Origin of the sequence: Mycobacterium sp. 1081908.1, from assembly GCF_001673535.1 — a bacterium.
GTDB lineage: Bacteria > Actinomycetota > Actinomycetes > Mycobacteriales > Mycobacteriaceae > Mycobacterium.
Window position 1 is genome coordinate 1 of the sequence record NZ_LZLY01000152.1, and the last position, 22,297, is coordinate 22,297.

General features: G+C 69.7%; 28 protein-coding genes and 2 pseudogenes. 5 read left to right on the forward strand and 25 right to left on the reverse strand.

Going from position 1 to position 22,297, the window contains the following annotated elements; genetic code table 11:
- Nucleotides 1-13: 13 nt before the first annotated feature.
- A pseudogene (locus tag A5655_RS29485) lies at nucleotides 14-100 on the forward strand (penicillin-binding transpeptidase domain-containing protein); the annotation flags it as partial.
- Between the two features lie 65 nt (nucleotides 101-165).
- On the opposite strand, the pseudogene A5655_RS24530 reads toward A5655_RS29485, so the two are convergent.
- The 5 genes and pseudogenes from A5655_RS24530 to dxr all read right to left on the reverse strand — a co-directional run.
- Nucleotides 166-1,311 (reverse strand): annotated as a pseudogene (locus A5655_RS24530) (NTF2-like N-terminal transpeptidase domain-containing protein); the annotation flags it as partial.
- 154 nt (nucleotides 1,312-1,465) lie between these two features.
- Entirely contained in the window at nucleotides 1,466-2,320 is an 855-nt protein-coding gene (locus A5655_RS24535) for a GNAT family N-acetyltransferase (protein ID WP_067014871.1), read from the reverse strand.
- 65 nt (nucleotides 2,321-2,385) lie between these two features.
- Nucleotides 2,386-3,552, reverse strand: coding sequence for a flavodoxin-dependent (E)-4-hydroxy-3-methylbut-2-enyl-diphosphate synthase (gene ispG / locus A5655_RS24540; protein WP_067014874.1), 1,167 nt, complete (start codon nucleotides 3,550-3,552; stop codon nucleotides 2,386-2,388).
- The gene (locus A5655_RS24545; RefSeq protein ID WP_067014877.1) at nucleotides 3,549-4,763 is read right to left on the reverse strand and encodes an RIP metalloprotease; all 1,215 of its coding nucleotides are present in this window, start codon (nucleotides 4,761-4,763) and stop codon (nucleotides 3,549-3,551) included. Before A5655_RS24545 ends, ispG begins: the two co-directional genes overlap by 4 nt.
- A 19-nt stretch (nucleotides 4,764-4,782) precedes the next feature.
- Entirely contained in the window at nucleotides 4,783-5,970 is a 1,188-nt protein-coding gene (gene dxr, locus A5655_RS24550; RefSeq protein ID WP_067015037.1) for a 1-deoxy-D-xylulose-5-phosphate reductoisomerase, read from the reverse strand.
- 80 nt (nucleotides 5,971-6,050) lie between these two features.
- On the opposite strand from dxr, the gene A5655_RS24555 reads away from it, so the two are divergent.
- Nucleotides 6,051-6,305, forward strand: a complete 255-nt coding sequence (locus tag A5655_RS24555; protein WP_067014885.1) for a DUF2631 domain-containing protein — start codon at nucleotides 6,051-6,053, stop codon at nucleotides 6,303-6,305.
- Here A5655_RS24555 and A5655_RS24560 read toward each other — a convergent pair.
- The 8 genes from A5655_RS24560 to pyrH form a co-directional block, all read right to left on the reverse strand.
- Nucleotides 6,298-7,104, reverse strand: coding sequence for a DUF4097 family beta strand repeat-containing protein (locus A5655_RS24560; protein ID WP_067014888.1), 807 nt, complete (start codon nucleotides 7,102-7,104; stop codon nucleotides 6,298-6,300). The two genes, A5655_RS24555 and A5655_RS24560, sit on opposite strands and share 8 nt — an antisense overlap.
- A gap of 35 nt (nucleotides 7,105-7,139) precedes the next feature.
- A complete protein-coding gene (locus A5655_RS24565) occupies nucleotides 7,140-7,631 on the reverse strand; it encodes a histidine kinase (RefSeq protein WP_067014903.1) in 492 nt (163 codons plus the stop codon).
- A 4-nt stretch (nucleotides 7,632-7,635) separates the two neighbouring features.
- Nucleotides 7,636-8,529 carry a cytochrome c biogenesis CcdA family protein gene (locus A5655_RS24570; protein WP_067014907.1) on the reverse strand — a complete coding sequence of 298 codons (894 nt, stop codon included), beginning with the start codon at nucleotides 8,527-8,529 and terminating at the stop codon, nucleotides 7,636-7,638.
- 4 nt (nucleotides 8,530-8,533) lie between these two features.
- On the reverse strand, nucleotides 8,534-9,034 hold the full coding sequence (locus A5655_RS24575) for a protein disulfide oxidoreductase (protein ID WP_067014911.1): 501 nt from the start codon (nucleotides 9,032-9,034) through the stop codon (nucleotides 8,534-8,536).
- Between the two features lie 129 nt (nucleotides 9,035-9,163).
- Nucleotides 9,164-10,258, reverse strand: a complete 1,095-nt coding sequence (gene rlmN, locus A5655_RS24580) for a 23S rRNA (adenine(2503)-C(2))-methyltransferase RlmN (RefSeq protein ID WP_067014916.1) — start codon at nucleotides 10,256-10,258, stop codon at nucleotides 9,164-9,166.
- 24 nt (nucleotides 10,259-10,282) lie between these two features.
- Complete coding sequence (locus A5655_RS24585) at nucleotides 10,283-11,212, reverse strand: phosphatidate cytidylyltransferase (protein WP_067014918.1); 930 nt, start codon at nucleotides 11,210-11,212, stop codon at nucleotides 10,283-10,285.
- 16 nt (nucleotides 11,213-11,228) lie between these two features.
- On the reverse strand, nucleotides 11,229-11,786 hold the full coding sequence (gene frr / locus A5655_RS24590) for a ribosome recycling factor (protein WP_067014923.1): 558 nt from the start codon (nucleotides 11,784-11,786) through the stop codon (nucleotides 11,229-11,231).
- A 16-nt stretch (nucleotides 11,787-11,802) separates the two neighbouring features.
- Nucleotides 11,803-12,552: a UMP kinase gene (gene pyrH / locus A5655_RS24595; RefSeq protein WP_066930239.1), complete on the reverse strand. Its 750-nt coding sequence runs from the start codon at nucleotides 12,550-12,552 to the stop codon at nucleotides 11,803-11,805.
- Nucleotides 12,553-12,868: 316 nt separating this feature from the next.
- Between pyrH and A5655_RS24600 the strand changes: the two genes are divergently transcribed.
- Nucleotides 12,869-13,105 carry a CsbD family protein gene (locus tag A5655_RS24600; RefSeq protein WP_066930240.1) on the forward strand — a complete coding sequence of 79 codons (237 nt, stop codon included), beginning with the start codon at nucleotides 12,869-12,871 and terminating at the stop codon, nucleotides 13,103-13,105.
- Nucleotides 13,106-13,304: 199 nt separating this feature from the next.
- Nucleotides 13,305-14,051 (forward strand): winged helix family transcriptional regulator, encoded by a 747-nt coding sequence (locus A5655_RS24605; RefSeq protein ID WP_067014926.1) that lies wholly within the window; start codon nucleotides 13,305-13,307, stop codon nucleotides 14,049-14,051.
- A 72-nt stretch (nucleotides 14,052-14,123) separates the two neighbouring features.
- Here A5655_RS24605 and A5655_RS24610 read toward each other — a convergent pair whose 3' ends face one another.
- Both A5655_RS24610 and A5655_RS24615 read right to left on the reverse strand, forming a co-directional pair.
- Complete coding sequence (locus A5655_RS24610) at nucleotides 14,124-15,059, reverse strand: lysophospholipid acyltransferase family protein (protein WP_067014929.1); 936 nt, start codon at nucleotides 15,057-15,059, stop codon at nucleotides 14,124-14,126.
- A gap of 94 nt (nucleotides 15,060-15,153) precedes the next feature.
- Nucleotides 15,154-15,711 (reverse strand): MPT63 family protein, encoded by a 558-nt coding sequence (locus A5655_RS24615; RefSeq protein ID WP_067014933.1) that lies wholly within the window; start codon nucleotides 15,709-15,711, stop codon nucleotides 15,154-15,156.
- Between the two features lie 270 nt (nucleotides 15,712-15,981).
- Here A5655_RS24615 and A5655_RS24620 point away from each other — a divergent pair, with 270 nt between their 5' ends.
- Nucleotides 15,982-16,821, forward strand: a complete 840-nt coding sequence (locus A5655_RS24620) for a glucose 1-dehydrogenase (RefSeq protein WP_067014935.1) — start codon at nucleotides 15,982-15,984, stop codon at nucleotides 16,819-16,821.
- Nucleotides 16,822-16,837: 16 nt separating this feature from the next.
- Here A5655_RS24620 and A5655_RS24625 read toward each other — a convergent pair whose 3' ends face one another.
- The 10 genes from A5655_RS24625 to A5655_RS24670 are packed head-to-tail and all read right to left on the reverse strand — an operon-like array spanning nucleotide 16,838 to nucleotide 22,294.
- Nucleotides 16,838-17,116 (reverse strand): DUF2795 domain-containing protein, encoded by a 279-nt coding sequence (locus A5655_RS24625; protein WP_067014941.1) that lies wholly within the window; start codon nucleotides 17,114-17,116, stop codon nucleotides 16,838-16,840.
- 46 nt (nucleotides 17,117-17,162) lie between these two features.
- Nucleotides 17,163-17,660, reverse strand: coding sequence for a DUF421 domain-containing protein (locus A5655_RS24630; RefSeq protein ID WP_067014945.1), 498 nt, complete (start codon nucleotides 17,658-17,660; stop codon nucleotides 17,163-17,165).
- A gap of 23 nt (nucleotides 17,661-17,683) precedes the next feature.
- Entirely contained in the window at nucleotides 17,684-19,507 is a 1,824-nt protein-coding gene (locus A5655_RS24635) for a complex I subunit 5 family protein (RefSeq protein WP_197508793.1), read from the reverse strand.
- A 7-nt stretch (nucleotides 19,508-19,514) separates the two neighbouring features.
- A complete protein-coding gene (locus tag A5655_RS24640; protein ID WP_067014948.1) occupies nucleotides 19,515-19,865 on the reverse strand; it encodes a sodium:proton antiporter in 351 nt (116 codons plus the stop codon).
- Nucleotides 19,862-20,605 (reverse strand): MnhB domain-containing protein, encoded by a 744-nt coding sequence (locus tag A5655_RS24645; RefSeq protein ID WP_067014952.1) that lies wholly within the window; start codon nucleotides 20,603-20,605, stop codon nucleotides 19,862-19,864. Before A5655_RS24645 ends, A5655_RS24640 begins: the two co-directional genes overlap by 4 nt.
- Nucleotides 20,602-20,862, reverse strand: a complete 261-nt coding sequence (locus A5655_RS24650) for a DUF4040 domain-containing protein (protein ID WP_067014955.1) — start codon at nucleotides 20,860-20,862, stop codon at nucleotides 20,602-20,604. Before A5655_RS24650 ends, A5655_RS24645 begins: the two co-directional genes overlap by 4 nt.
- Complete coding sequence (locus tag A5655_RS24655; RefSeq protein WP_067014957.1) at nucleotides 20,859-21,164, reverse strand: monovalent cation/H(+) antiporter subunit G; 306 nt, start codon at nucleotides 21,162-21,164, stop codon at nucleotides 20,859-20,861. The genes A5655_RS24650 and A5655_RS24655 overlap by 4 nt, the downstream gene beginning before the upstream one ends.
- The gene (locus A5655_RS24660; RefSeq protein ID WP_067014959.1) at nucleotides 21,161-21,415 is read right to left on the reverse strand and encodes a hypothetical protein; all 255 of its coding nucleotides are present in this window, start codon (nucleotides 21,413-21,415) and stop codon (nucleotides 21,161-21,163) included. Before A5655_RS24660 ends, A5655_RS24655 begins: the two co-directional genes overlap by 4 nt.
- Complete coding sequence (locus A5655_RS24665; RefSeq protein WP_067014962.1) at nucleotides 21,412-21,891, reverse strand: Na+/H+ antiporter subunit E; 480 nt, start codon at nucleotides 21,889-21,891, stop codon at nucleotides 21,412-21,414. The genes A5655_RS24660 and A5655_RS24665 overlap by 4 nt, the downstream gene beginning before the upstream one ends.
- Nucleotides 21,881-22,294, reverse strand: a complete 414-nt coding sequence (locus A5655_RS24670) for a ChaB family protein (RefSeq protein WP_067014963.1) — start codon at nucleotides 22,292-22,294, stop codon at nucleotides 21,881-21,883. The genes A5655_RS24665 and A5655_RS24670 overlap by 11 nt, the downstream gene beginning before the upstream one ends.
- Nucleotides 22,295-22,297 lie beyond the last annotated feature (3 nt).

The window sequence follows — 22,297 nt, forward strand, 5'->3', positions numbered from 1 at the left end:
GGCCACCAACGGCCTGTTCCCGCCCGGGTCGACGTTCAAGATGATCACCGCCGGCGCCGCCATCGACCGCGACATGGCCACGCCCAACTCGATGCTGGGCTGCCCGGGCCACATCGACATCGGGCATCGCACCATCCCCAACTACGGCGGCTTCGACCTGGGCGTGGTGCCCATGTCGCGGTCGATGGCGGCGCCGGCGGTGATCATCTTGAACGTCGACCCGGGCGGGAACAGGCCGTTGGTGGCCGGCAGGCCGTCGGCGTCGGCGCCCTTGTTCTGCGCGATCGCGAGGATCTCCCCCGTCGACGGCTTGATCGCGACGATCATCGCCTTGCCGCCCTTGTTGTCCACGGCGCGCTGCGCGGCGTTCTGCACGACCCGGTCCAGCGTGATCGACACCGACGGCGCCGGCGACCCCTCGACCTCGTGCAGCACGGCCACGTCGACGTTGTTCTGGTTGACGCTGACCACCCGCCAGCCCGCCTGGCCGTCGAGCTGATCCATCACGGCCTTCTTCACCTCGCCGATGACGGCGGGCGCGAAATGCGGGTCGGTGGGCAGCATTTCGGGCTGCGGCGTGACGACGATGCCGGGCAGCCGGCCGATCGCGGGAAAGACCTTGTCGTTGTCGGCGGGCAGCAGCGTGACGCCCAGGTCCACCTGGTTGGTCGTCGAGCTGGCCTTCTCGGCGAGCAGCTGCGGGTCGGTCAACGTGTCGTTGAACGGCCGCAGCACGTCGACGATCGTGTGGGTGGTGAAGCTCAGCGACTGTGGCGGTCCGGCCGCGGCGGCGTCCAGCGTGTAGTGATAGCGGTAGCCCGGCGCCAGCACGTCGCTGCCGCCGAGTTCGTTCACCGAGGCGCGCCGCGGCTGATCGGCCCGCAGCGCGAACGTCTGATGCTCCCCCAGTTTGGGATGCAGGTCGGTGGTGGCCCACCGGACCTCCCAGCGGCCCTCGTCGCGGGCCATCTTCAGCTGGCCGTCATAGCTCCACGTCCGGTTCTTGGGCAGGTGCCAGGTGAAGCGGTAGTCGACCGTGCCGGTGTCCTCGGCGTACTTCGCGCTGAGGACCTGCGCGTCCAGGTGGGTGGCCTGCAGCCCGGACCAGGCGGCGTTGAGCGCCTCGCGGGCCTCGTTCGGGTTGTCGCTGAGCTGCGCGGCCGTCGCGGTGTCCCCGATTGCCAAGGCGCCGAAGAACTTCTCGGCGGCCGGGCCGGGGCCGTCGGGCCGGGGCGTGCAGCCGGACAGTCCGATCGCCGCGACGAGGAGCGATGCCACCGCTACCGATACCAGTGGGGTTTTTGTGACCATCGGTACAGATGTTAAGAAGTGTGGCGCCGAGACCAGCGCCGACACACCGAGACCGAACCGTTACGCGCGCAACAACCCTCGCGTCGAACGTGCGGCCAGCCGCACGTTCGGTGCCGAGTGTGCGGCCAGCCGCACGCTCGCGGGGTGGAGGACCTCAGTCCAGCAGGACCGTCGCGAAGTTGCCCACCTCGGCGAAGCCCACCCGCGCGTACGCCGCGCGGGCGACGGTGTTGAAGCTGTTCACGTACAGGCTGGCGATCCGCCCGGTCGCCACGATCACGGCGGCCACCGTCGCAGTGCCCGCCGTGCCCAGCCCGAGGCCGCGCCACTCCGGATGCACCCAAACCCCTTGGATCTGACCGACGCCCGGCGACTGCGACCCGACCTCGGCCTTGAAGATGACCTGGCCGTGCTCGAAGCGGGCCCAGGCCCGGCCCGCCGCGATCAGGCTGGCCACCCGCCGCCGGTAGCCGCGCCCGCCGTCGCCGAGCCGCGGGTCGACGCCGACCTCGCCGATGAACATGTCGACGGCGGCCACCAGGTAGGCGTCCAGCTCGTCCGGGCGCACCTGCCGCACGCCAGGGTCGATGTCGCAGTTCGGGTGGCTGGTCAGGGCCATCAGCGGCTGCTGGTCACGTACGTCGCGCGCCGGACCCCAGGCCGACTCCAGGCGCTCCCACATCGGCATCACCAGGTCGGCCCGGCCGACCAGGGAGGAACAGCGCCGCGTCCCGCTCATCGCCTCGTCGGCGAAGGCGTTCAGGTCGGCCGGTCCGCCGCGCAGCGGGATGAGGTTGGCGCCGGCGAAGCACAGCGACTCGTCGGGGCCGCGGCGCGTCCACAGTTCGCCGCCGATCGAGTTGGGGTCGATGCCGTGGTCGGCCACCCGGGCCGCCACCATGCACGAGCCGACCGGGTCGTCGTTGAGCACCCGCCAAACCGCGGCGGCGTCACGCACCACGGACACCCGCCGCTCGCCGACAAGGCGAAAGATGGGCGGAGCCGACATCGGGGGAACTCTCTGTGGTGACGAACTGACGATCTAGAAAAACAGAGCAGGGGCGCGGGCCCCTATCAGCTTACGGTCACAATCGGCGAACCGCTCGTTTCTGTTCCCGGTCCGTGACCAGTTTCCATTTGCGAGGCCAACCGCATGGCCTCCTCGATCAGCGTCTCGACGATCTGGGCCTCGGGCACGGTCTTGATCACCTCGCCGCGAACGAAGATCTGCCCCTTGCCATTTCCCGACGCGACGCCCAGGTCGGCCTCGCGGGCCTCGCCCGGGCCGTTGACGACGCAGCCCATCACGGCCACCCGCAGCGGGACGTCGAGCCCGTCCAGTCCGGCGGTGACCTCGTTGGCCAGCGTGTAGACGTCGACCTGGGCGCGACCGCACGACGGGCAGGACACGATCTCGAGCCCGCGGGGACGCAGGTTCAGCGACTCCAGGATCTGGATGCCGACCTTGACCTCCTCGACCGGCGGCGCGGACAGCGACACCCGGATGGTGTCGCCGATCCCCCGCGACAGCAGCGCGCCGAACGCGACCGCCGACTTGATGGTGCCCTGGAAGGCCGGACCGGCCTCGGTGACGCCCAGGTGCAGCGGGTAGTCGCACTGGGCGGCCAGCTGCTCGTAGGCGGCGACCATCACGACGGGATCGTTGTGCTTGACGCTGATCTTGATGTCGCCGAAGCCGTGCTCCTCGAACAGCGAGGCCTCCCACAGCGCGGACTCGACCAGCGCCTCGGGCGTGGCCTTGCCGTACTTCTCCATGAACCGCTTGTCCAGCGAGCCGGCGTTGACGCCGATGCGGATCGGGATGCCGGCGCCCGCCGCGGCCTTGGCGACCTCGCCGACCCGGCCGTCGAATTCCTTGATGTTGCCGGGGTTTACCCGCACCGCGGCGCACCCGGCGTCGATGGCGGCGAAGATGTACTTCGGCTGGAAGTGGATGTCGGCGATCACCGGGATCTGGCTGTGCCGCGCGATCTCGGCCAGCGCGTCGGCGTCCTCCTGACGCGGGCAGGCGACCCGGACGATGTCGCAGCCCGCGGCGGTCAGCTCCGCGATCTGCTGCAGCGTCGTGTTCACGTCGTGCGTCTTGGTGGTGCACATCGACTGCACCGAAATCGGGTGGTCGCTGCCGACCCCGACGTTGCGGACCATCAGCTGCCGCGTCTTACGCCGGGGCGCGAGCGTCGGCGCCGGGGCGTCCGGCATGCCGAGGCCGATGCTCACTGGAACAGCCTGATCGGGTTGACGAGGTCGGCGGTCACGGTCAGCAGCATGTAGCCGACCACGAACACCAGCACCACGTAGGTGGCGGGCATCAGCTTGAGGTAGTTCACCGGCGCGGCCGCGACCATGCCGCGCGCCGACCGGATCAGGTTGCGGATCTTCTCGAACACCGCGATGGCGATGTGGCCGCCGTCGAAGGGCAGCAGCGGCACCAGGTTGATGGCGCCCAGGATCAGGTTCAGCTGCGCCAGGAAGAACCAGAACGCCACCCACAGCCCGTGGTCGACGGTGTCGCCGCCGATGATGCTGGCGCCGACGACGCTCATCGGCGTCCCCGGGTCGCGCTGTCCGCCGCCGATGGCGTGCACCAGCGCCCCGACCTTCGTCGGGATGGTCACCAGCGCCTTGCCCACCTCGACGGTCAGGTCGCCGGTGAACGCGAAGGTGGCCGGTATCGCCGAGAGGACGCCGTAGTGCGTGGGGGTGACCCGCACCGTGCCGACGCCGATGGCGCCGACGGTGGCGGCCTCCGGCTGGCCTTTGCCGCCCTTGGTCAGGAAGCGCTGGGTCGGGGTCACGTCGACGTACGTGGTGATGGTGGAGCCGTCCCGCTCGACGACGACGGGAACGGTGCCGTGCAGCTTGCGCACCGCGGCGGCCATCTCCTCGAAGGTGGACACCGGGGTGTCGCCGACCTTGACCACGACGTCGCCGGGGCGGATCCCGGCGGCCGCCGCCGGACCGGCCCCGCTGCAGTTGCCGAGCTTGCCCGGGGCGGTTTCCGGTGCGACGCAAGCGGTTTCGCCGACGATGGCCTTGGTGGGCGGGTGCAGGTTTGGCAACCCCCAGACCAGCGCGATGCCGTAGATCAGGACCAGGCAGATGACGAAGTTCATGCCGGGGCCCGCGAACAGCGTCGCGACCCGCTTCCAGGTCGCCTGCTTGTACATGGCGCGATCGAGCTCGTCGGGCTCGAGGTCCTCGACCGGGGTCATCCCGGCGATGTCGCAGAAGCCGCCCAGCGGGACGGCCTTGATGCCGTACTCGATCTCGCCGCGTCGGGTCGACCACAGCGTGGGCCCGAAGCCGACGAAATAGCGCCGCACCTTCATGCCGGTGCCGCGCGCGACCCACATGTGGCCGCACTCGTGCAGGGCCACCGAGATCAGGATGGCGAGCGCGAACAGCACAATGCCGATTGCGAACATCATTTCGCTGCCAAGACCTTCCTCAAACCATTCCCGAGACCCTGTGGGCGCCCGCCTGGGCGATCGCGCGCCGCGCCCGCTCCCTCGCCCAGCGCTGCGCGTCGAGTACCTCATCCACGTTAGCGGGTGAAACGGACCATTGGTCGGCGGCGTGCAGCACGTCGGCGACGGTTTTGACGATTCCGGGGAATGCGATCCCGCCGTTGAGGAACGCTTCGGCGGCCTCTTCGTTGGCGGCGTTGTAGACGGCGGTCATGCAGCCACCGGTCTGACCGGCGTGCCGGGCCAGCTCGACGGCCGGGAAAACGTCGTTGTCCAGGGGCTCGAATTCCCAGCTAGACGCGGTGGCGAAGTCGCAGGCGGGGGCGGCGCCGGGCACCCGGTCGGGCCACCCGAGGGCCAGGGAAATGGGCAGCTTCATGTCGGGCGGGCTGGCCTGGGCGATCGTCGAGCCGTCGACGAAGGTGACCATCGAATGAACAATCGACTGGGGGTGCACGACGACGTCGATGCGGTCGTAGGGCACGCCGAACAGCAGGTGGGTTTCGATGAGCTCGAGCCCCTTGTTGACCAGCGACGCCGAGTTCAGCGTGTTCATCGGGCCCATCGACCAGGTCGGGTGGGCGCCCGCCTGCTCGGGCGTGACGGCCTCGAGGTCCGCGGCGGCCCAGCCGCGAAACGGCCCGCCCGAGGCGGTCAGCACCAGCTTGGCGACCTCGCCGGGGGCGCCGCCGCGCAGGCACTGGGCCAGCGCCGAGTGTTCGGAGTCGACGGGCACGATCTGGCCGGGGCGCGCCGCCCGCAACACCAGCGGCCCCCCGGCGATCAGCGATTCCTTGTTGGCCAGCGCCAGCCGGGCCCCGGAGTCCAGCGCGGCCAGCGTCGGCCGCAGGCCCAGCGCCCCGACCAGGGCGTTGAGGACGACGTCGGCGTCGGTCTCCTGCACCAGCCGGGTCACCGCGTCCGGGCCGCTGTAGGGGACGTCCCCGACCTGTTGGGCCGCGCGCTCGTCGGCGACGGCGAGGTTGGTGACCCCGGTCTCGGCGCGCTGGCGCGCGAGCGCCTCGGGGTTGGCGCCCCCGGCGGCCAGCCCGACCACCTCGAAGCGGTCGGGGTTGGCCGCGATGACCTCCAGCGCCTGGGTGCCGATCGAGCCGGTGCTGCCCAGCACCAGCACGCGCAGGCGGCCCCCGGTGGTCTCGTTAGTCACCCACTCATTGTGCCCCGCACGGCCGCGCGGCGGGTGTGCCAGAATCTCCACGAAGAAGCCGACAGGAAAGAGGATTCGCCGTGGCCAGTACCGAGGTGGAGCACTACAACGGCGTCGACGTCGCCGAGGTGCCGTCGGCGGCCTGGGGATGGAGCAGGATCAACGTGCGCACCTGGCACGCCGTCGGGCTTTTCATCGTCATCTTCCTGCTGGCGATGATGTGGGGGAACCACGTCGGCCACGTCGAGAACTGGTTCCTGATCGTGTTCGCCGCCCTGACGCTCGTCGTGCTGGTGCGCGACCTGTGGGGCCGCCGCCGCGGCTGGATCAGGTAGCGTCCGCCGCTTTCGTCCGCCGGATGCTCACGTCACCCGAACCGCTGCGCACGGTTAGGGCGAACTTTTCGTCGCCCTGCTGCGGGCCGTCCGATGGCTCCAGTTCGCTGCTGACGATGCCCGATCCGGTGACGATGTCCAGTCGCACCGCGGTGCCCTCGGCGATGCCGACCGCGACGTCGCCGCTGCTGGCGTGGGCCGACACCCCGCCCCGGACGGCGACCGCGACGTCCACCGACCCCGAGGCGCTCCGCGCCTTCACGTAGCCGCTCAGCCGGTCGACACTCAGCGAGCCGCTGGCGGCCTTGAACTTCAAGTCGCCGTCCAGGTCGCCGACCGTCACGTCGCCCGACGCGGTGGCGATCGAAGCGGTGCCGGCGATCGCGTGCAGGCTGATGGGCCCGGATGCGGTGGAGGCCTTGAACTTTCCCGTCACGGAGTCCACCTCGGCGTTGCCGCTGGCCGACGCGACCCGGACGTCGCCGAAGTCGCCCTCGGCGCGCAGGTCGGCCGATGCCAGCGACGCGTGCAGCCGCGACCGCGCGGGCAACACGATGTCGATGTCGACGGCGGCGTCTCGAAAAAGCGGGATCCCGCGCCTGGCGCCGGAAACGACGAGCTTGCCGTCGCGGAAGTCCACGCGGGTCTGTTCGGCGGCCGCGACGTCGGCGCTCCGCGATTCGTCGCGGGGCCGCACCTGCACGACGGTGTCGGCGCGGTCGGTGGCCACCAGCCGGATCGAGCCATTCCGGGCCTCGATGCTCACGGCGATCGGCTCGGGGGTGGCAAACGTCGGCATTGTGTTCTCCTTCGATGGACGGTGTGTTCGGTGTGTCAGCGCACCCAGCCGGTCACGCGGTGGCCGGAAGTCCGGCCGGAACCGGCCTTGGAGGCGGGCTGAGCCTCGCCACGGCTGGCCACGGCGGCCGCGCGCACCAGCCAGGCGTTCAGCGACGCCCCGTCTCGGCGGGCGGCCGACTCGACCGCCGACCGCAACCCCTCGGGAAGGCGCAACGTGACGCGCCAGGTGCCGCCGTCGTCGTCGTAATGCGCGGCGAACGCGCGATCATCGGGCGCCTCGTCGACCCCACCGCTGACGATGAACTCGGGGTCGCGGCCCCGCAGCCGGACCTCGACGGACCCGGGCGCCAGCTCGCCGGTGATCTCCTCGGCGGCGGCCGACAGGGCTTCCAGCAGCGCCAGCCGCATCGCCGACTCCAACGGCGCGCTCAGCCGCCCGGCCAGCTCCTGCGCTTCCGCGCCGGCGGCCGCCGCGGCGACGAGCAATTCCTGGCGTACGGCGTCGACGTACGGCTGCAGATCCATGGTGTCATGATGACATCATTTTGGTGTCGTTGCAAGTGTCGCGCTGGTGCCGGATCCGCCGTCGCCAGGCGGCGGCGACCGCGCCGGCCACCAGGACGGACAGGGCAACCGCCCAGGGCAGCACGCCGTGTTGGTGCACCCAGCCGGCCAGCGCTCCCTGCAGGCGCGCGGCGACGCGGATCACCGCGTCCTCGGGATTCGCGTTCGTGGTGAACAGGCGCAACTCGTAGACGCCGTAATAACCGACGTACGAGCCGACCAGCACCAGCAGCGCCCCGCCGATCCGGTTGACCAACGGCAGGACGCGCCGCAGCCGGTCGGCCAGGGCCGAGCTCGCCGTCGCCGCCGCGACGGCGAGGACGCCCACCACCAACGTCAGGCCAGCGACATAGGCGAGGTAGACGGAGACGCCCGTGGCCGGCGATCCGCCCCGCAAGCCGGCGGCGGTGACGGCCAGGAACGGCCCGACGGTGCACGACAGCGACGCGATCGCGTAGCTGACGCCGTAGGAGTACATGGAGCCCAGCCGCACGGTGGGGGCCCAGCGCGGGCCCAGCGGCCGGAGGGTCAGCGCCGTCAGCTCCCGGCCCGACAGCAGCCAAACCCCAAGCGCGACAAGCACAACGCCGATGACCACCGTCCCGTAGGGCAGGTATCGCTGCACGGTCGAGGCCGCCGAAATGGTCAGCGCGCCGAACAACCCGAACACCGTCAGGAAGCCGAGCGCCATCCCGACGGTGGCCCCGATCGCGCGGCCCACCGCGCTGACGGGGTTTGCCGCGGGCCGCTGCCCTCGCACCACGAGGAGCAGGTACGCGGGCAGCATGGCGAACCCACACGGGTTCAGCGCCGCGACCAGTCCGGCGGCGAAGGCCAGACCGATCAGACCTTGATCCACCGGGTCAGCGCAGCGCGGCCACCCGGCCGGCCAGCTCGTCCTGGGGCATGGCCGCGGTGGGGTTGTTGACGAACGTCGAGCTGCCGTCGGCCCGGTAGAACACGTAGGCCGGTTGCCAGGGGACGTTGTAGCGGGCCCAGATCGAGCCGTTGGCGTCGTTGAGGTTGGTGAAATTCAGGCCGTACTTGGAGACAAAGTTCTGCATCGCCCCCACGTCCGAGTGCGCCGCGATGCCGACGAAGGTGACGCCGGGGTTGGCGGCAGCCACCTGGCTGACGCCGGGGGCCTCGGCGTTGCAGAACGGACACCACGGCGTCCAGAACCACAGCACCGCCGGTTTGCCCTGCAGGCTCGCGCCGTTGAACGGCGCACCGCTGAGCGTGGTCCCGGTGAACTGCAGGCGGTCGTCGGCGGCCGCGGAGCGCGGCGCGTCGGCGAGCCCGAATATCAGGGCGGCGGCGAAAAGCGCCGCGGCGAAAAGTTTGAGCGGAGTCAAGAACCTCATGGCGTCACCTCGTTTGCTGGTTATGCCTTAACAGACGTGGTGGACGCCCTCGCGGTTCAGATCGCCGGGCGTGAAGCCACGGCGAAGAATTCGCGGAAACTCGCCCCAGCTTGACGCTCGGCGCGGGGCCTATCCGCCTTCGGCGGCCAGCTGCCCGCACGCGGCGCTGATCTCACGCCCGCGCGTGTCGCGCACCGTGCAGGAAACCCCGGCGGCCCGGACGCGCCGGACGAACTCGCGCTCCACCGCCTTCGGGCTGGCGTCCCAGTCGCTGCCCGGCGTGGGGTTGAGCGGGATCAGGTTCACGTGCACCAGCGGGCCGAGCGCGCCGTGCAGCCGCTTGCCCAGCAGGTCCGCCCGCCAGGGCTGGTCGTTGACGTCGCGGATCAGCGCGTACTCGACCGAGACCCGCCGGCCGGTCACGTCGGCGTAGTAGCGGGCGGCGTCGAGGGCCTCGGCGATCTTCCACCGGTTGTTGACCGGGACCAGCGTGTCGCGAAGCTCGTCGTCGGGCGCGTGCAGCGACAGCGCCAGGGTGACCCCGAGCCGTTCGTCGGCGAGTTTGCGGATCGCGGGGACCAGGCCGACGGTGGACACCGTGACCGAGCGCGCCGAGATGCCGAAGCCCTGCGGCGGCGCCTCGGTGATGCGCCGGACCGCGGCCAGCACCCGGTTGTAGTTCGCCAGCGGCTCGCCCATGCCCATGAAAACCACGTTCGACAGCCGGTCGCCGAACTCGTCGCGCAGCGCCGCCGCGGCGGCGCGCACCTGCTCGAGGATCTCGGCGGTGGACAGGTTGCGGGTCAGGCCGCCCTGGCCGGTGGCGCAGAACGGGCAGGCCATGCCGCAGCCGGCCTGCGACGAGATGCACACCGTGTTGCGGTCCGGGTAGCGCATCAGGACTGACTCGACGGTGGCGCCATCGAGGGCGCGCCACAACGTCTTTCGCGTCTGCCCGGCGTCGCAGGTGACCTCGGCGGCCGCCGTGAGCAGGGTGGGGAACATCGCGTCGGCGATCGCGTCGCGCACGGCCGCCGGGAGGTCGGTCATGTCCCGGGGATCGGCGATCAGCCGGCCGTAGTACTGGTGCGCGAGCTGCTTGGCCCGATAGGCCGGCAGGCCCAGCTCGGCGACGGCCGACGCGCGGCCCGCGGCGTCGAGGTCGGCGAGGTGCCGCGGCGGCCTGCTCGGGCGCGGCTCGGTGAACACCAGTTGTTGGACCATGACCTGTCCAGTATCGGTCACCGGCTAGGGAACCAGGGTCAGCACGATCCATGCCGCGACGGCCGACGGGAGGATCCCGTCGAGGCGATCCATCAGGCCGCCGTGGCCGGGCAGCAGCCGGCCCATGTCTTTGATGCCCAGGTCGCGCTTGACCTGCGACTCCACCAGGTCGCCCAGCGTGCAGGTCAGCACGAGGACCACACCCAGCAGCGCCCCGATCCACAGCGGCTTTTCGGCCAGCAGGGTCGCGGTCAGGATCGCGGCGGTGATGCCGAAGACCAGCGAACCGACCAATCCCTCCCAGGACTTCTTCGGGCTGATCGCCGGGACCATCGGGTGCTTGCCCAGCAGCACGCCCACGGCGTAGCCGCCCACGTCGGACGCGACGACGGTGATCATCAGGCAGAACACCCGCCCGGCGCCGTCCTTCGGATACACCAGCAGCGCGGCGAAGGAGGCGAACAGCGGGACCCAGGCGGCCAGGAAGACGGTGGCGGACGCGTCGCGCAGGTAGTTCGCCGACGGCGACCCGGCGAACGGCTCGGGTCGGTGGCTGTTGTCCTGCATGAACAGCCGCCAGACATTGCAGGCCACCACGGTCGCCGCGAAGCCGGCCAGCGCGCCGGCGGCATGGAACGGCCACGTCAGCCACACGGTCACCTGCCCGCCGACCAGAAGGGGGATGAGCGGGATGACGTAGCCGGCCTCGCGCAGCCGGCGCACCACCTCGTGGCTGGCGACCAGGATGGCCCCGGCGCAGTAGGCCACCCAGACGTGGGGCGCGAAGATCAGCGTGACGACGAGAACGGCGCCGATGCTGACGCCCACCGCGATCGCGGCGCGCAGGTCCCGACCCGCCCGCGACGTCTTCTTGGCCGGCTTCTGCATCGTGTTCTCGGGCGGACGCGCGGGCTCGTCGGGCGGATCGCCTGCGCCGGTGGATGCCACGGACATGATTGCTGAGCGGCCGCTAGACCTCCAGCAGCTCGCCTTCTTTGTGCTTGACCAACTCATCGATCTGTGTGACGTACTGATGGGTGGTCTTGTCCAAATCCTTTTCCGCCCGGCCGACCTCGTCCTCGCCGGCTTCGCCGTCCTTGCGGATTCGGTGCAGCTCCTCCATCGCCTTGCGACGGATGTTGCGCACCGACACGCGCGCCTCTTCCCCCTTGTGCTTGGCCTGCTTGACCAGCTCCCGGCGCCGCTCCTCGGTCAGCTGCGGCACCGCCACCCGGATCAACGTGCCGTCGTTGGTGGGGTTGACGCCCAGGTCGGAATTGCGGATCGCCGTCTCGATGGCGTGCAGCTGGCTGGTCTCGTAGGGCTTGATGACGACGAGCCGCGCCTCGGGGACGTTGATGCTGGCCAGCTGCGTGATCGGCGTGTTGGTGCCGTAGTAGTCGATGACGATCCGGTTGAACATGCCGGGGTTGGCGCGCCCGGTTCGGATGGTTGACAGGTCGTCGCGGGCTACGGATACGGCCTTTTCCATTTTCTCTTCCGCGTCGAAGAGTGCCTCATCGATCATTTTCCGCGTCTTCCCCTCAAGTGGTGACCAGCGTTCCGATCTTCTCACCAGCGACCGCACGAGCGATATTCCCATTGGTCAGCAGGTTGAACACCAGGATCGGCATGCCATTGTCCATGCACAGGCTGAACGCCGTGGCATCGGCCACGCGCAGCCCGCGGTCGATGACCTCGCGGTGGCTGATCGCGGTGATCAGCTCGGCCTCGGGGTGATGCCGCGGGTCGGCGGAGAACACGCCGTCGACCGCCTTGGCCATCAAGACCACCTCGGCGCCGATCTCCAGCGCCCGCTGCGCGGCAGTGGTGTCGGTGGAGAAGTACGGCAGGCCCATGCCGGCCCCGAAGATCACCACCCGGCCCTTCTCCAGGTGGCGGACGGCGCGCAGCGGCAGGTACGGCTCGGCGACCTGACCCATGGTGATCGCGGTCTGGACCCGCGTGACGATGCCCTCCTTTTCCAGGAAGTCCTGCAGGGCGAGGCTGTTCATCACGGTGCCGAGCATGCCCATGTAGTCCGAACGGGTGCGCTCCATGCCCCGCTGCTGCAGCTGCGCGCCGCGGAAGAAGTTGCCGCCGCCGATCACCACCGCGACCTGGACCCCACCGCGGACCACCTCGGCGATCTGGCGGGCGACCTGCGCCACCACGTCGGGATCCAGGCCGACCTGGCCGCCGCCGAACATTTCACCGCCGAGCTTGAGCAACACTCTCGAATACTTGGATCGGCTCTCCGGCTGGCCGGAAGCCCCGTTCGTCGGCTCCGTCATCAGACTCCTCGCATGAGAGTGCCATCCCGGGGCGAACTCGTCCGGAACGGCATTTCACATCCTGCCTCATCGCAGCACAATGTTGCGCCGGCGGGGGTCATTATCTGCGCGGTTGGCGATCCGAGTGGATCTGCTCTCCTTCCGGTGCCGGATGTTTGAGCGAACGGCGGGGCGGGGAATCCGCACCAACGCGGGGGGGCGAACCTACGGTCTTGAGAATAAGGACCATGCCTCGCCGTGTGAGGGGCCGATCGCTCGCGGTCGGCGTTGAGCGGGAATCGCTCAACCACGTACGCCAACAAGGAGGAACAGATCCATGGCGGACAACAAATCGGGACCTGCCGAAGCCGTTAAGGGCGTCGTCGAGGACGTCAAGGGCAAGGCGAAGGAAGCAGTCGGCGCGGTGACCGGTCGGGATGACCTGACCCGCGAGGGCGAGGCCCAGCAGGACAAGGCGGAAGCCCAGCGCGACGCGGCGAAGAAGGAAGCGCAAGCGGAGGCCGCTCGCGGCGGCGCCGAGGCGGCTGAGGAGCGCCAAAAGGCCAACCAGTAGCTTGCCGCTGCGATGGGTCCGGTCCGTGAAAACGGGCCGGACCCATCGACTTTCCCGGGCCAGAGTATTGATCCTGCGCACATGCGCAATAAACTTTGCTTGGTTTTGCTCTGAATCGGGTACTCAGCGCTGCGCTGGCAGACATCTCACCGTGAGGTGCCTACGGGTGGGGGGCGATGACAAACTCACGAGTTTGGAGATGTCGTTGGAAGTTTTACTGCTTACCGAGGCAGATGATTTCGAATCGGCCTTGCCCACGCTGAGGTCGTTCACTCAAACGGTGCGGCGCGCCCCCCTTGCCGGCCACATCGACGGGCACCGCGGCGGCGCCGACGTGGCGATCATCGACGCGCGCACCGACCTCGACGCGGCCCGCGATGCCTGCCGGCGACTGACGGCCGACGCGCCGTCCATCGCGGTGGTGGCGGTGGTAGCGCCGGCGGACTTCGTGTCCGTGGACGTCGACTGGCACTTCGACGACGTGCTGCTGCCCGCGGCAGGGGCCGACGAGCTGCAGGCGCGGCTACGCATGGCGATCTCGCGTCGGCGCAGCGCGATGGACGGCTCGTTGAAGTTCGGCGACCTGGTGTTGCACCCGGCCAGCTTCACCGCCTCGCTGCACGGCGACGACCTAAGCCTGACGCTCACCGAGTTCAAGCTGTTGAATTTCCTTGTGCAGCATGCCGGCCGGGCGTTCACCCGTACCCGGCTGATGCACGAGGTGTGGGGCTACGACTGCAACGGCCGCGTCCGCACGGTCGATGTCCACGTGCGGCGGCTGCGCGCCAAGCTCGGCCCGGAGCACGAGTCGATGATCGACACCGTCCGCGGTGTCGGCTACATGGCGGCCACACCCCCGCAACCGCAGTGGATTCTCAGCGGCTCGACGCTCACGCCGGTCTGGACGTCGACCGCGCGGCCCGCCACGGATCCCGTCGCGCGGTAGCGAACCCACCGGCCTCAAAGGCGTTGCCGGGCTGCGCTTTTCATAGATTTTTCACAGATCGATGCAGACCGATCAGGCAAAGAGCGGCAATGCCCGCTTGCGCGCCAGCGCGTCCATGCCTTCCTGGATGGCGCCTTCGACCTCGTGGTACTTGGCATCGACGTAGTCGTCGTCATCGGCGCGCGCGGGATCGCGGTCGAGCTCGACGGCCGGCATGAAGCGGGTCCTGATCTTGGCCGGCAGCGGCAGCTGGGGCAGCGCCGCCGGGGCGATGCCCCACGGCAGCGAGACCGCCAGCGGGAACACCTTGAGCCGCAGCACCCGGTCGAGCTTGAGCGCCTTGGACAGCCGATCGCCACGGATCAGCACGGGCATCGCGTCCGCCCCGCCGACGGTCGCGATCGGCACGATCGGCACCCCGGCGCGAATGGCCATTTTCACGAAACCCTTTCGCCCCGCCAGGTTTGCGCGATCGCGCTCGCTCCACGGACGCAGCGAGTCCACTTCCCCACCCGGCCACAGCGCCACGTCGCGACCCTCGGCCAGTGCCGTGGCGATCGCGTCCGGCGCCGCCGGCAGCACGCCCATCGCCCGGAAGTAGCGCCCGAAGAGCGGGATGGCCATCAACGCGTCGTGCGCCGTGCCATGCAGCGGGCGGTCCTGACCGAAGCGCCGCCACCATTGCAGGCCGACGGTCCAGGCGTCCCACACGAACGGGGCGCCCGAGTGGATCCCGATCAGCAGCGCCGGCGGCTCGGGGATGTTCTCCCAGCCGTCGATCTCCATGCGGAACCAGTAGTCCACCAGCACATTCCAGAAAAACTTCTGGCGCTGCAGCGTGGCCTCGTCCTGCCCGCTGAGGTCCCATTGACCGGCGCGCTTGGCCAGCCAGCCGCTGATCCCGCCGTCCTGCCGGCTGCGCCGCTCGCCCATGGTTACCCGCGCCCGCTTGGCGTGGAGCTTCGCTTGGGCGCGTACTTCGGCTGGTCTGTGATCGGGATTACTCATGGGTTTCGGATACCCGCTTCCGGCGCGCGGGATTCCCGCCTACGCAAATCTCCCCGCGCTATCGGGGTAGCGCGGGGAGATGTTTGCAACCGGATCAGGTGTGTGGCGCCGGGGCCGGCGGTTGGCCGGGCGCCGGGCTGGCGTTCGGCGGCGCGCCAGGCGCGGAGCCGCCCGGCACGTTCGACGTCCACATCAGGATGTCCTGCATTCCGTCGTTGTAGACGACGCCGTTAGGCGGCGCGCCGGTCACGTCGAAGTACAGCGTGCCCGTCGACTCCTGCCCCTGCGGGATGGGCGCCGGGTTCAGGCTGCCGGGGGCCGCGACCTTGTCGATCACCCGGTAGTTCTGCCCGTTGGGCCCGCGGGCGATGAAGTCGTTGACCATCGGGGTAACGAGCCCGCCGTCCGACCTGGCGGTGACGTCCGCCTGGTAGAGCGTCCCCTTGGGCGTGTAGCCGGGGATGGTGGCGTTGCTCGGCTGCAGGTTGCTCACCGTGTAGTTGGTGATCAGGGGCCCGTCGATGAGCTGCTCGCTGGTGCCGAATCCCTGGATGTTGGGCGCAGCGGAAGCGGTTGCCGCTGCCAAAACGCCCGCGGCCGCTATCCCGCCGGCAGCAATTGCACTCTTGACGGCTGTTCTGGTGACCTTCATGGTTTTCCTTTCGTGTCGAACACCCACGCAGGGCGATAACCGCACTGGCCTTCCGCATAACCCTTTGGTCGCGGCGCTAAACCCGAGCGAATCGCGCCGAACCGCTTTTCGCGCCACAGAATTCACACGGGCATCAGTGGTTTCGGTTCGCCAGTGATTATTTGCGGCGGCAAGGGGTAGCCGCAGCCTAGAACTCCGGACGTCCCAACGGCCGGCCCGACAAACCGCGAATCGTAAAAGTCAACCCGAATCAGGAAAGGGGAAGTGGCGATGGGCTTTCCGGCTCAGCAACAAACCGCTCCGGGCATCCAGGCACAAATGCAGCCCATTCCGGACTGCGGCGAAAAAAGCTACCGGGGTTCGGGAAAGCTCACGGGTAAAAAGGCGATCGTCACCGGCGGCGACAGCGGCATTGGCCGCGCCGTCGCCATCGCGTTTGCCCGCGAAGGTGCCGACGTGCTCATCTCCTACCTGAACGAGGACGACGACGCGCGCGATGTGGCCCGCTACGTCGAAGACGCGGGCCGCAACTGCGTGCTGGTCCCCGGCGACCTGTCCGACCCGGCGCACTGCCGCGCCGTGGTCGACCGGGCGGTAAAGGAATTCGGCGGCGTCGACATCCTCGTCAACAACGCCGCTTACCAGATGATGCACAAGGACCTCGAAGAGATCAGCGACGAGGAATGGGACTACACCTTCCGGCTCAACGTCGGCGCCTACTTCTACCTCGCCAAGGCGGCGCTGCCGCACATGCGTCCCGGCTCGTCGATCATCGGGAGTTCGTCGGTCAACTCCGATTCCCCCAATCCCACCCTGGCGCCCTACGCCGCGACGAAGGCGGCCATCGCCAACTTTTCGGCCAGCCTGGCACAGCTGTTGGGCGACAAGGGAATCCGGGTCAATAGTGTGGCCCCCGGCCCGATCTGGACTCCGCTGATCCCGTCGACGATGCCCCCGGACAGCGTGGAATCCTTCGGGGAGAACGTGCCGCTCGGGCGCGCCGGCCAGCCGGCCGAGCTGGCACCCATCTACGTGCTGCTCGCCTCGGACGACGCCAGCTACATCTCCGGGGCGCGGGTGGCGGTGACCGGCGGACGGCCGATTCTCTAGGGCGCGTGAACGGCGTTCAGGAGCCCCGGTTTTCGCCCAACTCCTCGACGATCGGGCTTTGGGCGGCGGTCTTCGTGGCGCCGTCGCGTTCCCGTTCGTCGGCGATGGTCACCGACGACGCGACCTGGCCCAGGTTCGTGTAGGTCTCGGGCGGGATGCCCCGCAGCGCCCGGACGGTTTCGTCGTCGCCGCCGTTGCGGCCCGCGGCGTCGAGCAGATCCTGCTTGTTGGCCGGAAAGTCCACGTCGCTGAGGCACTTTCGGAGTCGGCTACGGGTGGTGGTGGATGCGACCATGGCTGTCGGGGTGCCCAGCGGGCCGTCGGCTAAACGTGACGGCGCGTCATTCGGCGCCCCGCGGTTTCTGCAGGATTGATATGGCGCCCTTGGCCTCGAAGAGCGCCAGATGCACGCGTTCGGCGTTCTCGTAGCCCTGCTGCCGCAGCGCCGCATCCAGATCCGCGCCCGTGAGGCGGCATCGGCGCAGGTTGTCGCCGCGCACTTCCCCGTCGCGGATCAGCACCCGAACGGGCGGGTCGACCAGCCGGCGAAACCACCTGAAGAACCGCAGCCGGGCGACAGCGGAGTGGGCGAGTATCAGCGCGATCAGCGCGGCGGTACCCGTCAGCCACGACGTGCCGGACGCGGTCGCGGTGCGGCCGACGATCGCGCCGACCGCGACGGCCGTCACCCAGTCGAACGGGGTGAATTCGGCGATGGTGCGCCGTTGGGTGAGGCGGAAAGCCGCCGCGGCAGTGGCGAATAGGGCGACGGCCTTGGCGGCGGCGCACATCGCGGGCTGCCACCCGTCGAAGAACGCTTGCGACAACTGGTTGAGCATCGGAACTCCTCAATGCTTGATGGTTACTGCAGCTGAAGGGCCAGCACGCCCGCGAGCGCCGTGAGGGCGGCGAACAGCCAGGCGACGTAGTCCCCGATGTGACCGGAGTGGGCGCGATGCAGCGCCGCGACCGCGGGCCGCGCCGCGGCGGCGACGGCGCGCCGCGCCGCGTTGGATGGCGGCCGCAGCCCGACATATGCGACGCCGGCCGCGGCGACGGCACCGATCACCGCCAGCGCCACGCCGGTGAGCGACCAGCCGTGGCCCGCCCCCGCGCCCGGGGAGGGGGCCGCGCCCTGGATGACGGTGGCCGCGTAGCCCGCGGTGTCGGTGAACCGCCGTGCCGCGCCGGCGGCCGCGTCGCTCACCCCGGGCAGCACCCCGATGGCAAGGCAGCCCAACAGCAGGACGACGGTCGGGACATACATGCTGAACGGCGTCCGGAGCAGCGTCGCGTCCGGTTCCTCCTCGCCCTTGCTCGGCTCGTCCGCACCTGACCGGTTGACCGGGCTGCCCCGATCGCCGCCCCAGCCGGTGAAGCAGCGCACGCCGGCGCGCAGCGCCGCGCCGCCGGTCGCCACCGACACCAGCACAAACAGCGCCGAGCCCCATCCGGAGCGCAGGGCTTCCTCGCTCAGCGACTTGCCCAGCGCCGTGCCGAACGGCGGCAGCCCGGCCAGCGCCAACGCCGCCGCCAGGTAAAGGCCGCCGAGGAACCACTGGCCACGCCCGAGCCCGGACAGCTCCAGCTCGTCGACCGTCCGGTAACGGTCCAGCAGGATTCCCACGAGCAAAAACAGCGCCGACTTGGCGCCGGCATGACCGAGCACGTACACGGCCGTGCCGCCGATCGCGTCGGAGCGCAACGTCGCGGCGGCGACCAGGAACAGGCCCATGTGGCTGATCGTCGAATAGGCCAGCAGCCGTTTGAGATGCCGCTGAATCAGGCACATCACCGCCCCGACGACCGCGGTCAGCGCGCCGACCACCACGAACGTCCGCGACACCGCCGCCCGCGGCAACGCGTCCGCGAAGACCGCCCAGTACACCCGCCACATCCCGTACAGGCCGAGCTCGACCATGACCCCGGAGAAGAGCACGCAGACGGGCGCGGGGGCGACGGCGTGCGCGTCGGCCAGCCAAAAATGCAGCGGGACGATCGCGGCCTTCACCATCAGCGCGGCGCAGATCAGGACGAAGGCGCCGACGATGACCGCGTCGGGCGGCCGCTTGGCGAGGGCGATGCCCAGCTGCGCCATGCCCAGCTGACCCACCCGGGCGTAGAGCATCCCGATGCCCACCAAAGTGACGCTGGCACTGAGCGATTGGATGATGCCGAAGTTGAGCGCCCCCTGGATGGCCGACTTGTCTTCGATCTTGATCCCGGTCAGCGCGTAGGCGACGGCGCCCATCAACTCGAGGAACACGAAGAGGTTGAACACGTCCGTCGCCAGCACGAAACCGTTCATCGCCGCCAGGAAAATGAGCATGAGCCCGTCGAAGCGCGGCCCCGCCTCGTCGAGCCCGCGGCGGCTGTACAGCGCCGCGCACGCCATCAACGCACCCACCAGCGTGGCGAGGCCGGCCGACAGCGGATCCGCCGCCAGCGCGATGCCGACCGCCGTCCGTCCCTGTGGGGACCAGCCGCCGATCCAGGTCAGCACCGGGTGCTCCCGCGCGGCCACCGCCACGAACCCGGCGACGGCCGTCGAGGCGGCCGCGGCCGTCACCGTGACCCAGCTGGCGGCCGCGCGCGACAGCCGCTGGCTCAACGCCAGCAGCAGACAGGCGATCACGATGGGGACGGCGACCAGAAGCGGCAACAGCGCGGATGCGATTGCCTGCACCGGTGGCTCAGCCCCTCAGTGCGGACAGCTGATCGGGGTCCAGCGTGCCGTGGCGCTTGTGGATCTGGATGGCCAGCGCCAGCAACAAGGCGGTGACGGTCGCCTGAATCACGATGTCGGTCAACGTCATCGCCTGCACCACCGGGTCGACCACCTGGGCGGGCGCCGGCGAGTTCGACCCGCCGAAGATCGGGGGCGCCGCGCCGCGCTGAAATCCGACCGCCAGCAGCAACAGGTAGGTGCCGGACTGGGCCACGGACAAGCACACCACCGCGTGGATCAGGTTGCGGCTGCGCACGATTCCGAACGCGCCGATCAGCACCAGCCAGCCGGCGACACAGTAGGGATATACGCTCACCGGCCATCACCCCTCTTGACGATCGTGATCTCCTGGGCCAGGAACTGCGCCAGCAACACCGTCATCCCGCAGGCCACCTCCACCCCGACGGCGACGTTGAGCAACGGCACCGAACCGCCCGAAAAGAGATTGCCCAGCGTGCCGGTCGGCAACAGGTTGCACAGAAACGCGCCGCAGACGATCAGGCCGAGCAGGCCGATCACCGCGAACGCCGCCGCCCCCACCACCTCGCCGATATCGAAGACGTTCACCGGCCGCAGGCGATCCAGCGCCCGGAAGCTTCCGGTGACATAGAGCAGATGCAACCCGGCGGCCAGCACCACGCCGCCCTGGAATCCGCCACCCGGCGTCAGGTGCCCGTGCACGATCAGGTCGACGCCGATCGCGGTCGTCACCGGCAACATCACGTAGCCGACCAGTCGCGTCGCGTCCAGTACCGTATCCCGTTGCGGCGGCTGGAATTCCCGCTCTTCGACGGCCGGCCGGAGCAGCGCCATCACGCCGAGCACCGAGCCCAGCAGAATTGTCTCCTCCCCCAGCGTGTCGAGCGCCCGCTGATCGAAGTTGACCGACGCGACGGAGTTGGCGGTCGCGCGCGAAAGCGCCGCAGCCACCGCGAGATCGCGGTACGGGTGATCGTGGCGGCCAAACACCGGCAGTTCGGTGAAACCGATCCACAGCAACGCCGCCAGACCCGCCGCCCCGACGAGGAACACTGCGGTCCGGATGCCGCGCGTCACGGCGCGGGCTCCCCCGGCTCGTCGTCCTGCCGACGCACCGCCCGAATGGCGAGCATGACCATCAACGGCACCACCACCCCGCCAACGGCCAACTGCGACAAGGCGACATCAGGGGCCTGCAGCACCACGAACAGCACGGTGAGGGCCAGGCCGAAAACCGACAGGGGAACGGCCTGACGGTCCGGGGCCGCCGTCAGCGCGACGATCGTCCCGGTGACGCCGACCAACGTCACGGCGACCACGACGAGCACGGTCATGACGGCGCGTCCTCGTCGAGCAGGTTGCCGAGCTGCGCCGCCAGCCGAGCCGTCGCCACCGAAATGACCGGCGCGCTCAGCACGATCAACGCCGTGATCGCGGCGATCATCGCGGACGCCTCGGTCCATCCCCGCAAAATCATCAGGCCCACACCGATTATCGGTGCGCCGAGCGACGTGGTGACCGTCAGCAGGTGCAGGCGGTTGAACACCCCGGGCAGCGCCACCGCGACGACCGCGCTGAGCGACACCACCGCGATCCCGGCGAAGACGACGGCCCACGCTACGGATTGGGCGTTCATCTCTTGCGGGCAAGGAGGCGGGTGTAGACCAGCGCACCCGGAAGCGATAAGAGCGATAACACCAGCGGAACGATGAGGATCGAATCTCGTTGCCACGCAACCGAAAGCACCGTCAGCTCCAGCGTGGCGGCGACGCTGACGAACTCCAGGCCCAACAGCCTTTGGTGCGGCAGCCCCCGCGAGGCCATCACGATGCCGGGCGCGAACGCCCCGAGGGCCAGCAGCAGCGCCGCAACCTCGCCGGCGGTCACCTTTGCACCGCCGTTTCCAGCCGGCTCGGCTGCCGCCGGATCAGGTGCACCAGCACCGAATGCGTGCGCGGATCGCTGTCCAGGACAACGGTTCCCGGCGTGGTGACCAGCGCGAGAACCGCCGCCGCCCGGCGCGCCGCCGCCGCCCGCGCGGGCTCGTCGGGCAAGGGCAGGTGCCGGATCACCGGGGCGCGCGACGTGGCCGCGTAGGTCCAAACCCGGAAGGCCTGGCGCGGCACCTCGCCCGCCGCCATCGCCAGCCAACGCAGCCAGGCGATGCGAAACCGCCAGCGGCCGGCGTTGGCCCGCCGGGCCGAGCGGGCCATGACCGCACACGGCAGCGTGCACGCCGCCATCACCGTCAGTTCCTGCCACGTGCGCGAGCTCAGGGTGGCCAGCCAAATACCGGCGGTAAGCAGCCACCACAGGCCGATCTCGCCGAGAAGCTGGACTAACGGCTCGCGCTTAGCGGCCACGGACCCGCCGGTTCTCCTTTTTGATCGCGTCGACCAATTCCGACTTGCTCATCGTCGAGCGGCCGCGCACGTCGAGCCGGCGCGCCACGTCGAGCAGGTGCTTCTTGCTGGCGTTGGCGTCCACGCCCTCGGCCGACCGGCCGGTGTTTCGCAGACCACCGCGCTCGGCCCGCTCGTCCGACGGACCCCTCTGCTCCTTGGGCTCCCAGTGATCGCCGACCTTTTCGAAGCTGTGCTTGACCGCCGAATAGGCCACCCGGTGGGCGCGCTCCTCGCTGCCGTACTGCTCGGCGGCCGAGTCGTGGGCTTTCGCGAACGTGCGTTGCGCTTTGGCATCGGAACGCCGCAGGGTGCTCGGCAATTCGTCCTTCTTCGGCTGGCCGCTCCTCGTCGTCTTGGGCATCGG

Bases quoted from the DNA above. Each gene is read 5' to 3' on its own strand.
- A5655_RS24535 (WP_067014871.1), bottom strand. From the start codon at position 2,320: ATGTCGGCTCCGCCCATCTTTCGCCTTGTCGGCGAGCGGCGGGTGTCC.
- A5655_RS24545 (WP_067014877.1), bottom strand. From the start codon at position 4,763: ATGATGTTCGCAATCGGCATTGTGCTGTTCGCGCTCGCCATCCTGATC.
- A5655_RS24560 (WP_067014888.1), bottom strand. From the start codon at position 7,104: ATGCCGACGTTTGCCACCCCCGAGCCGATCGCCGTGAGCATCGAGGCC.
- A5655_RS24565 (WP_067014903.1), bottom strand. From the start codon at position 7,631: ATGGATCTGCAGCCGTACGTCGACGCCGTACGCCAGGAATTGCTCGTC.
- A5655_RS24575 (WP_067014911.1), bottom strand. From the start codon at position 9,034: ATGAGGTTCTTGACTCCGCTCAAACTTTTCGCCGCGGCGCTTTTCGCC.
- rlmN (WP_067014916.1), bottom strand. From the start codon at position 10,258: ATGGTCCAACAACTGGTGTTCACCGAGCCGCGCCCGAGCAGGCCGCCG.
- A5655_RS24585 (WP_067014918.1), bottom strand. From the start codon at position 11,212: ATGTCCGTGGCATCCACCGGCGCAGGCGATCCGCCCGACGAGCCCGCG.
- frr (WP_067014923.1), bottom strand. From the start codon at position 11,786: ATGATCGATGAGGCACTCTTCGACGCGGAAGAGAAAATGGAAAAGGCC.
- pyrH (WP_066930239.1), bottom strand. From the start codon at position 12,552: ATGACGGAGCCGACGAACGGGGCTTCCGGCCAGCCGGAGAGCCGATCC.
- A5655_RS24600 (WP_066930240.1), top strand. From the start codon at position 12,869: ATGGCGGACAACAAATCGGGACCTGCCGAAGCCGTTAAGGGCGTCGTC.
- A5655_RS24605 (WP_067014926.1), top strand. From the start codon at position 13,305: ATGTCGTTGGAAGTTTTACTGCTTACCGAGGCAGATGATTTCGAATCG.
- A5655_RS24610 (WP_067014929.1), bottom strand. From the start codon at position 15,059: ATGAGTAATCCCGATCACAGACCAGCCGAAGTACGCGCCCAAGCGAAG.
- A5655_RS24615 (WP_067014933.1), bottom strand. From the start codon at position 15,711: ATGAAGGTCACCAGAACAGCCGTCAAGAGTGCAATTGCTGCCGGCGGG.
- A5655_RS24620 (WP_067014935.1), top strand. From the start codon at position 15,982: ATGGGCTTTCCGGCTCAGCAACAAACCGCTCCGGGCATCCAGGCACAA.
- A5655_RS24625 (WP_067014941.1), bottom strand. From the start codon at position 17,116: ATGGTCGCATCCACCACCACCCGTAGCCGACTCCGAAAGTGCCTCAGC.
- A5655_RS24630 (WP_067014945.1), bottom strand. From the start codon at position 17,660: ATGCTCAACCAGTTGTCGCAAGCGTTCTTCGACGGGTGGCAGCCCGCG.
- A5655_RS24650 (WP_067014955.1), bottom strand. From the start codon at position 20,862: ATGACCGTGCTCGTCGTGGTCGCCGTGACGTTGGTCGGCGTCACCGGG.
- A5655_RS24655 (WP_067014957.1), bottom strand. From the start codon at position 21,164: ATGAACGCCCAATCCGTAGCGTGGGCCGTCGTCTTCGCCGGGATCGCG.
- A5655_RS24670 (WP_067014963.1), bottom strand. From the start codon at position 22,294: ATGCCCAAGACGACGAGGAGCGGCCAGCCGAAGAAGGACGAATTGCCG.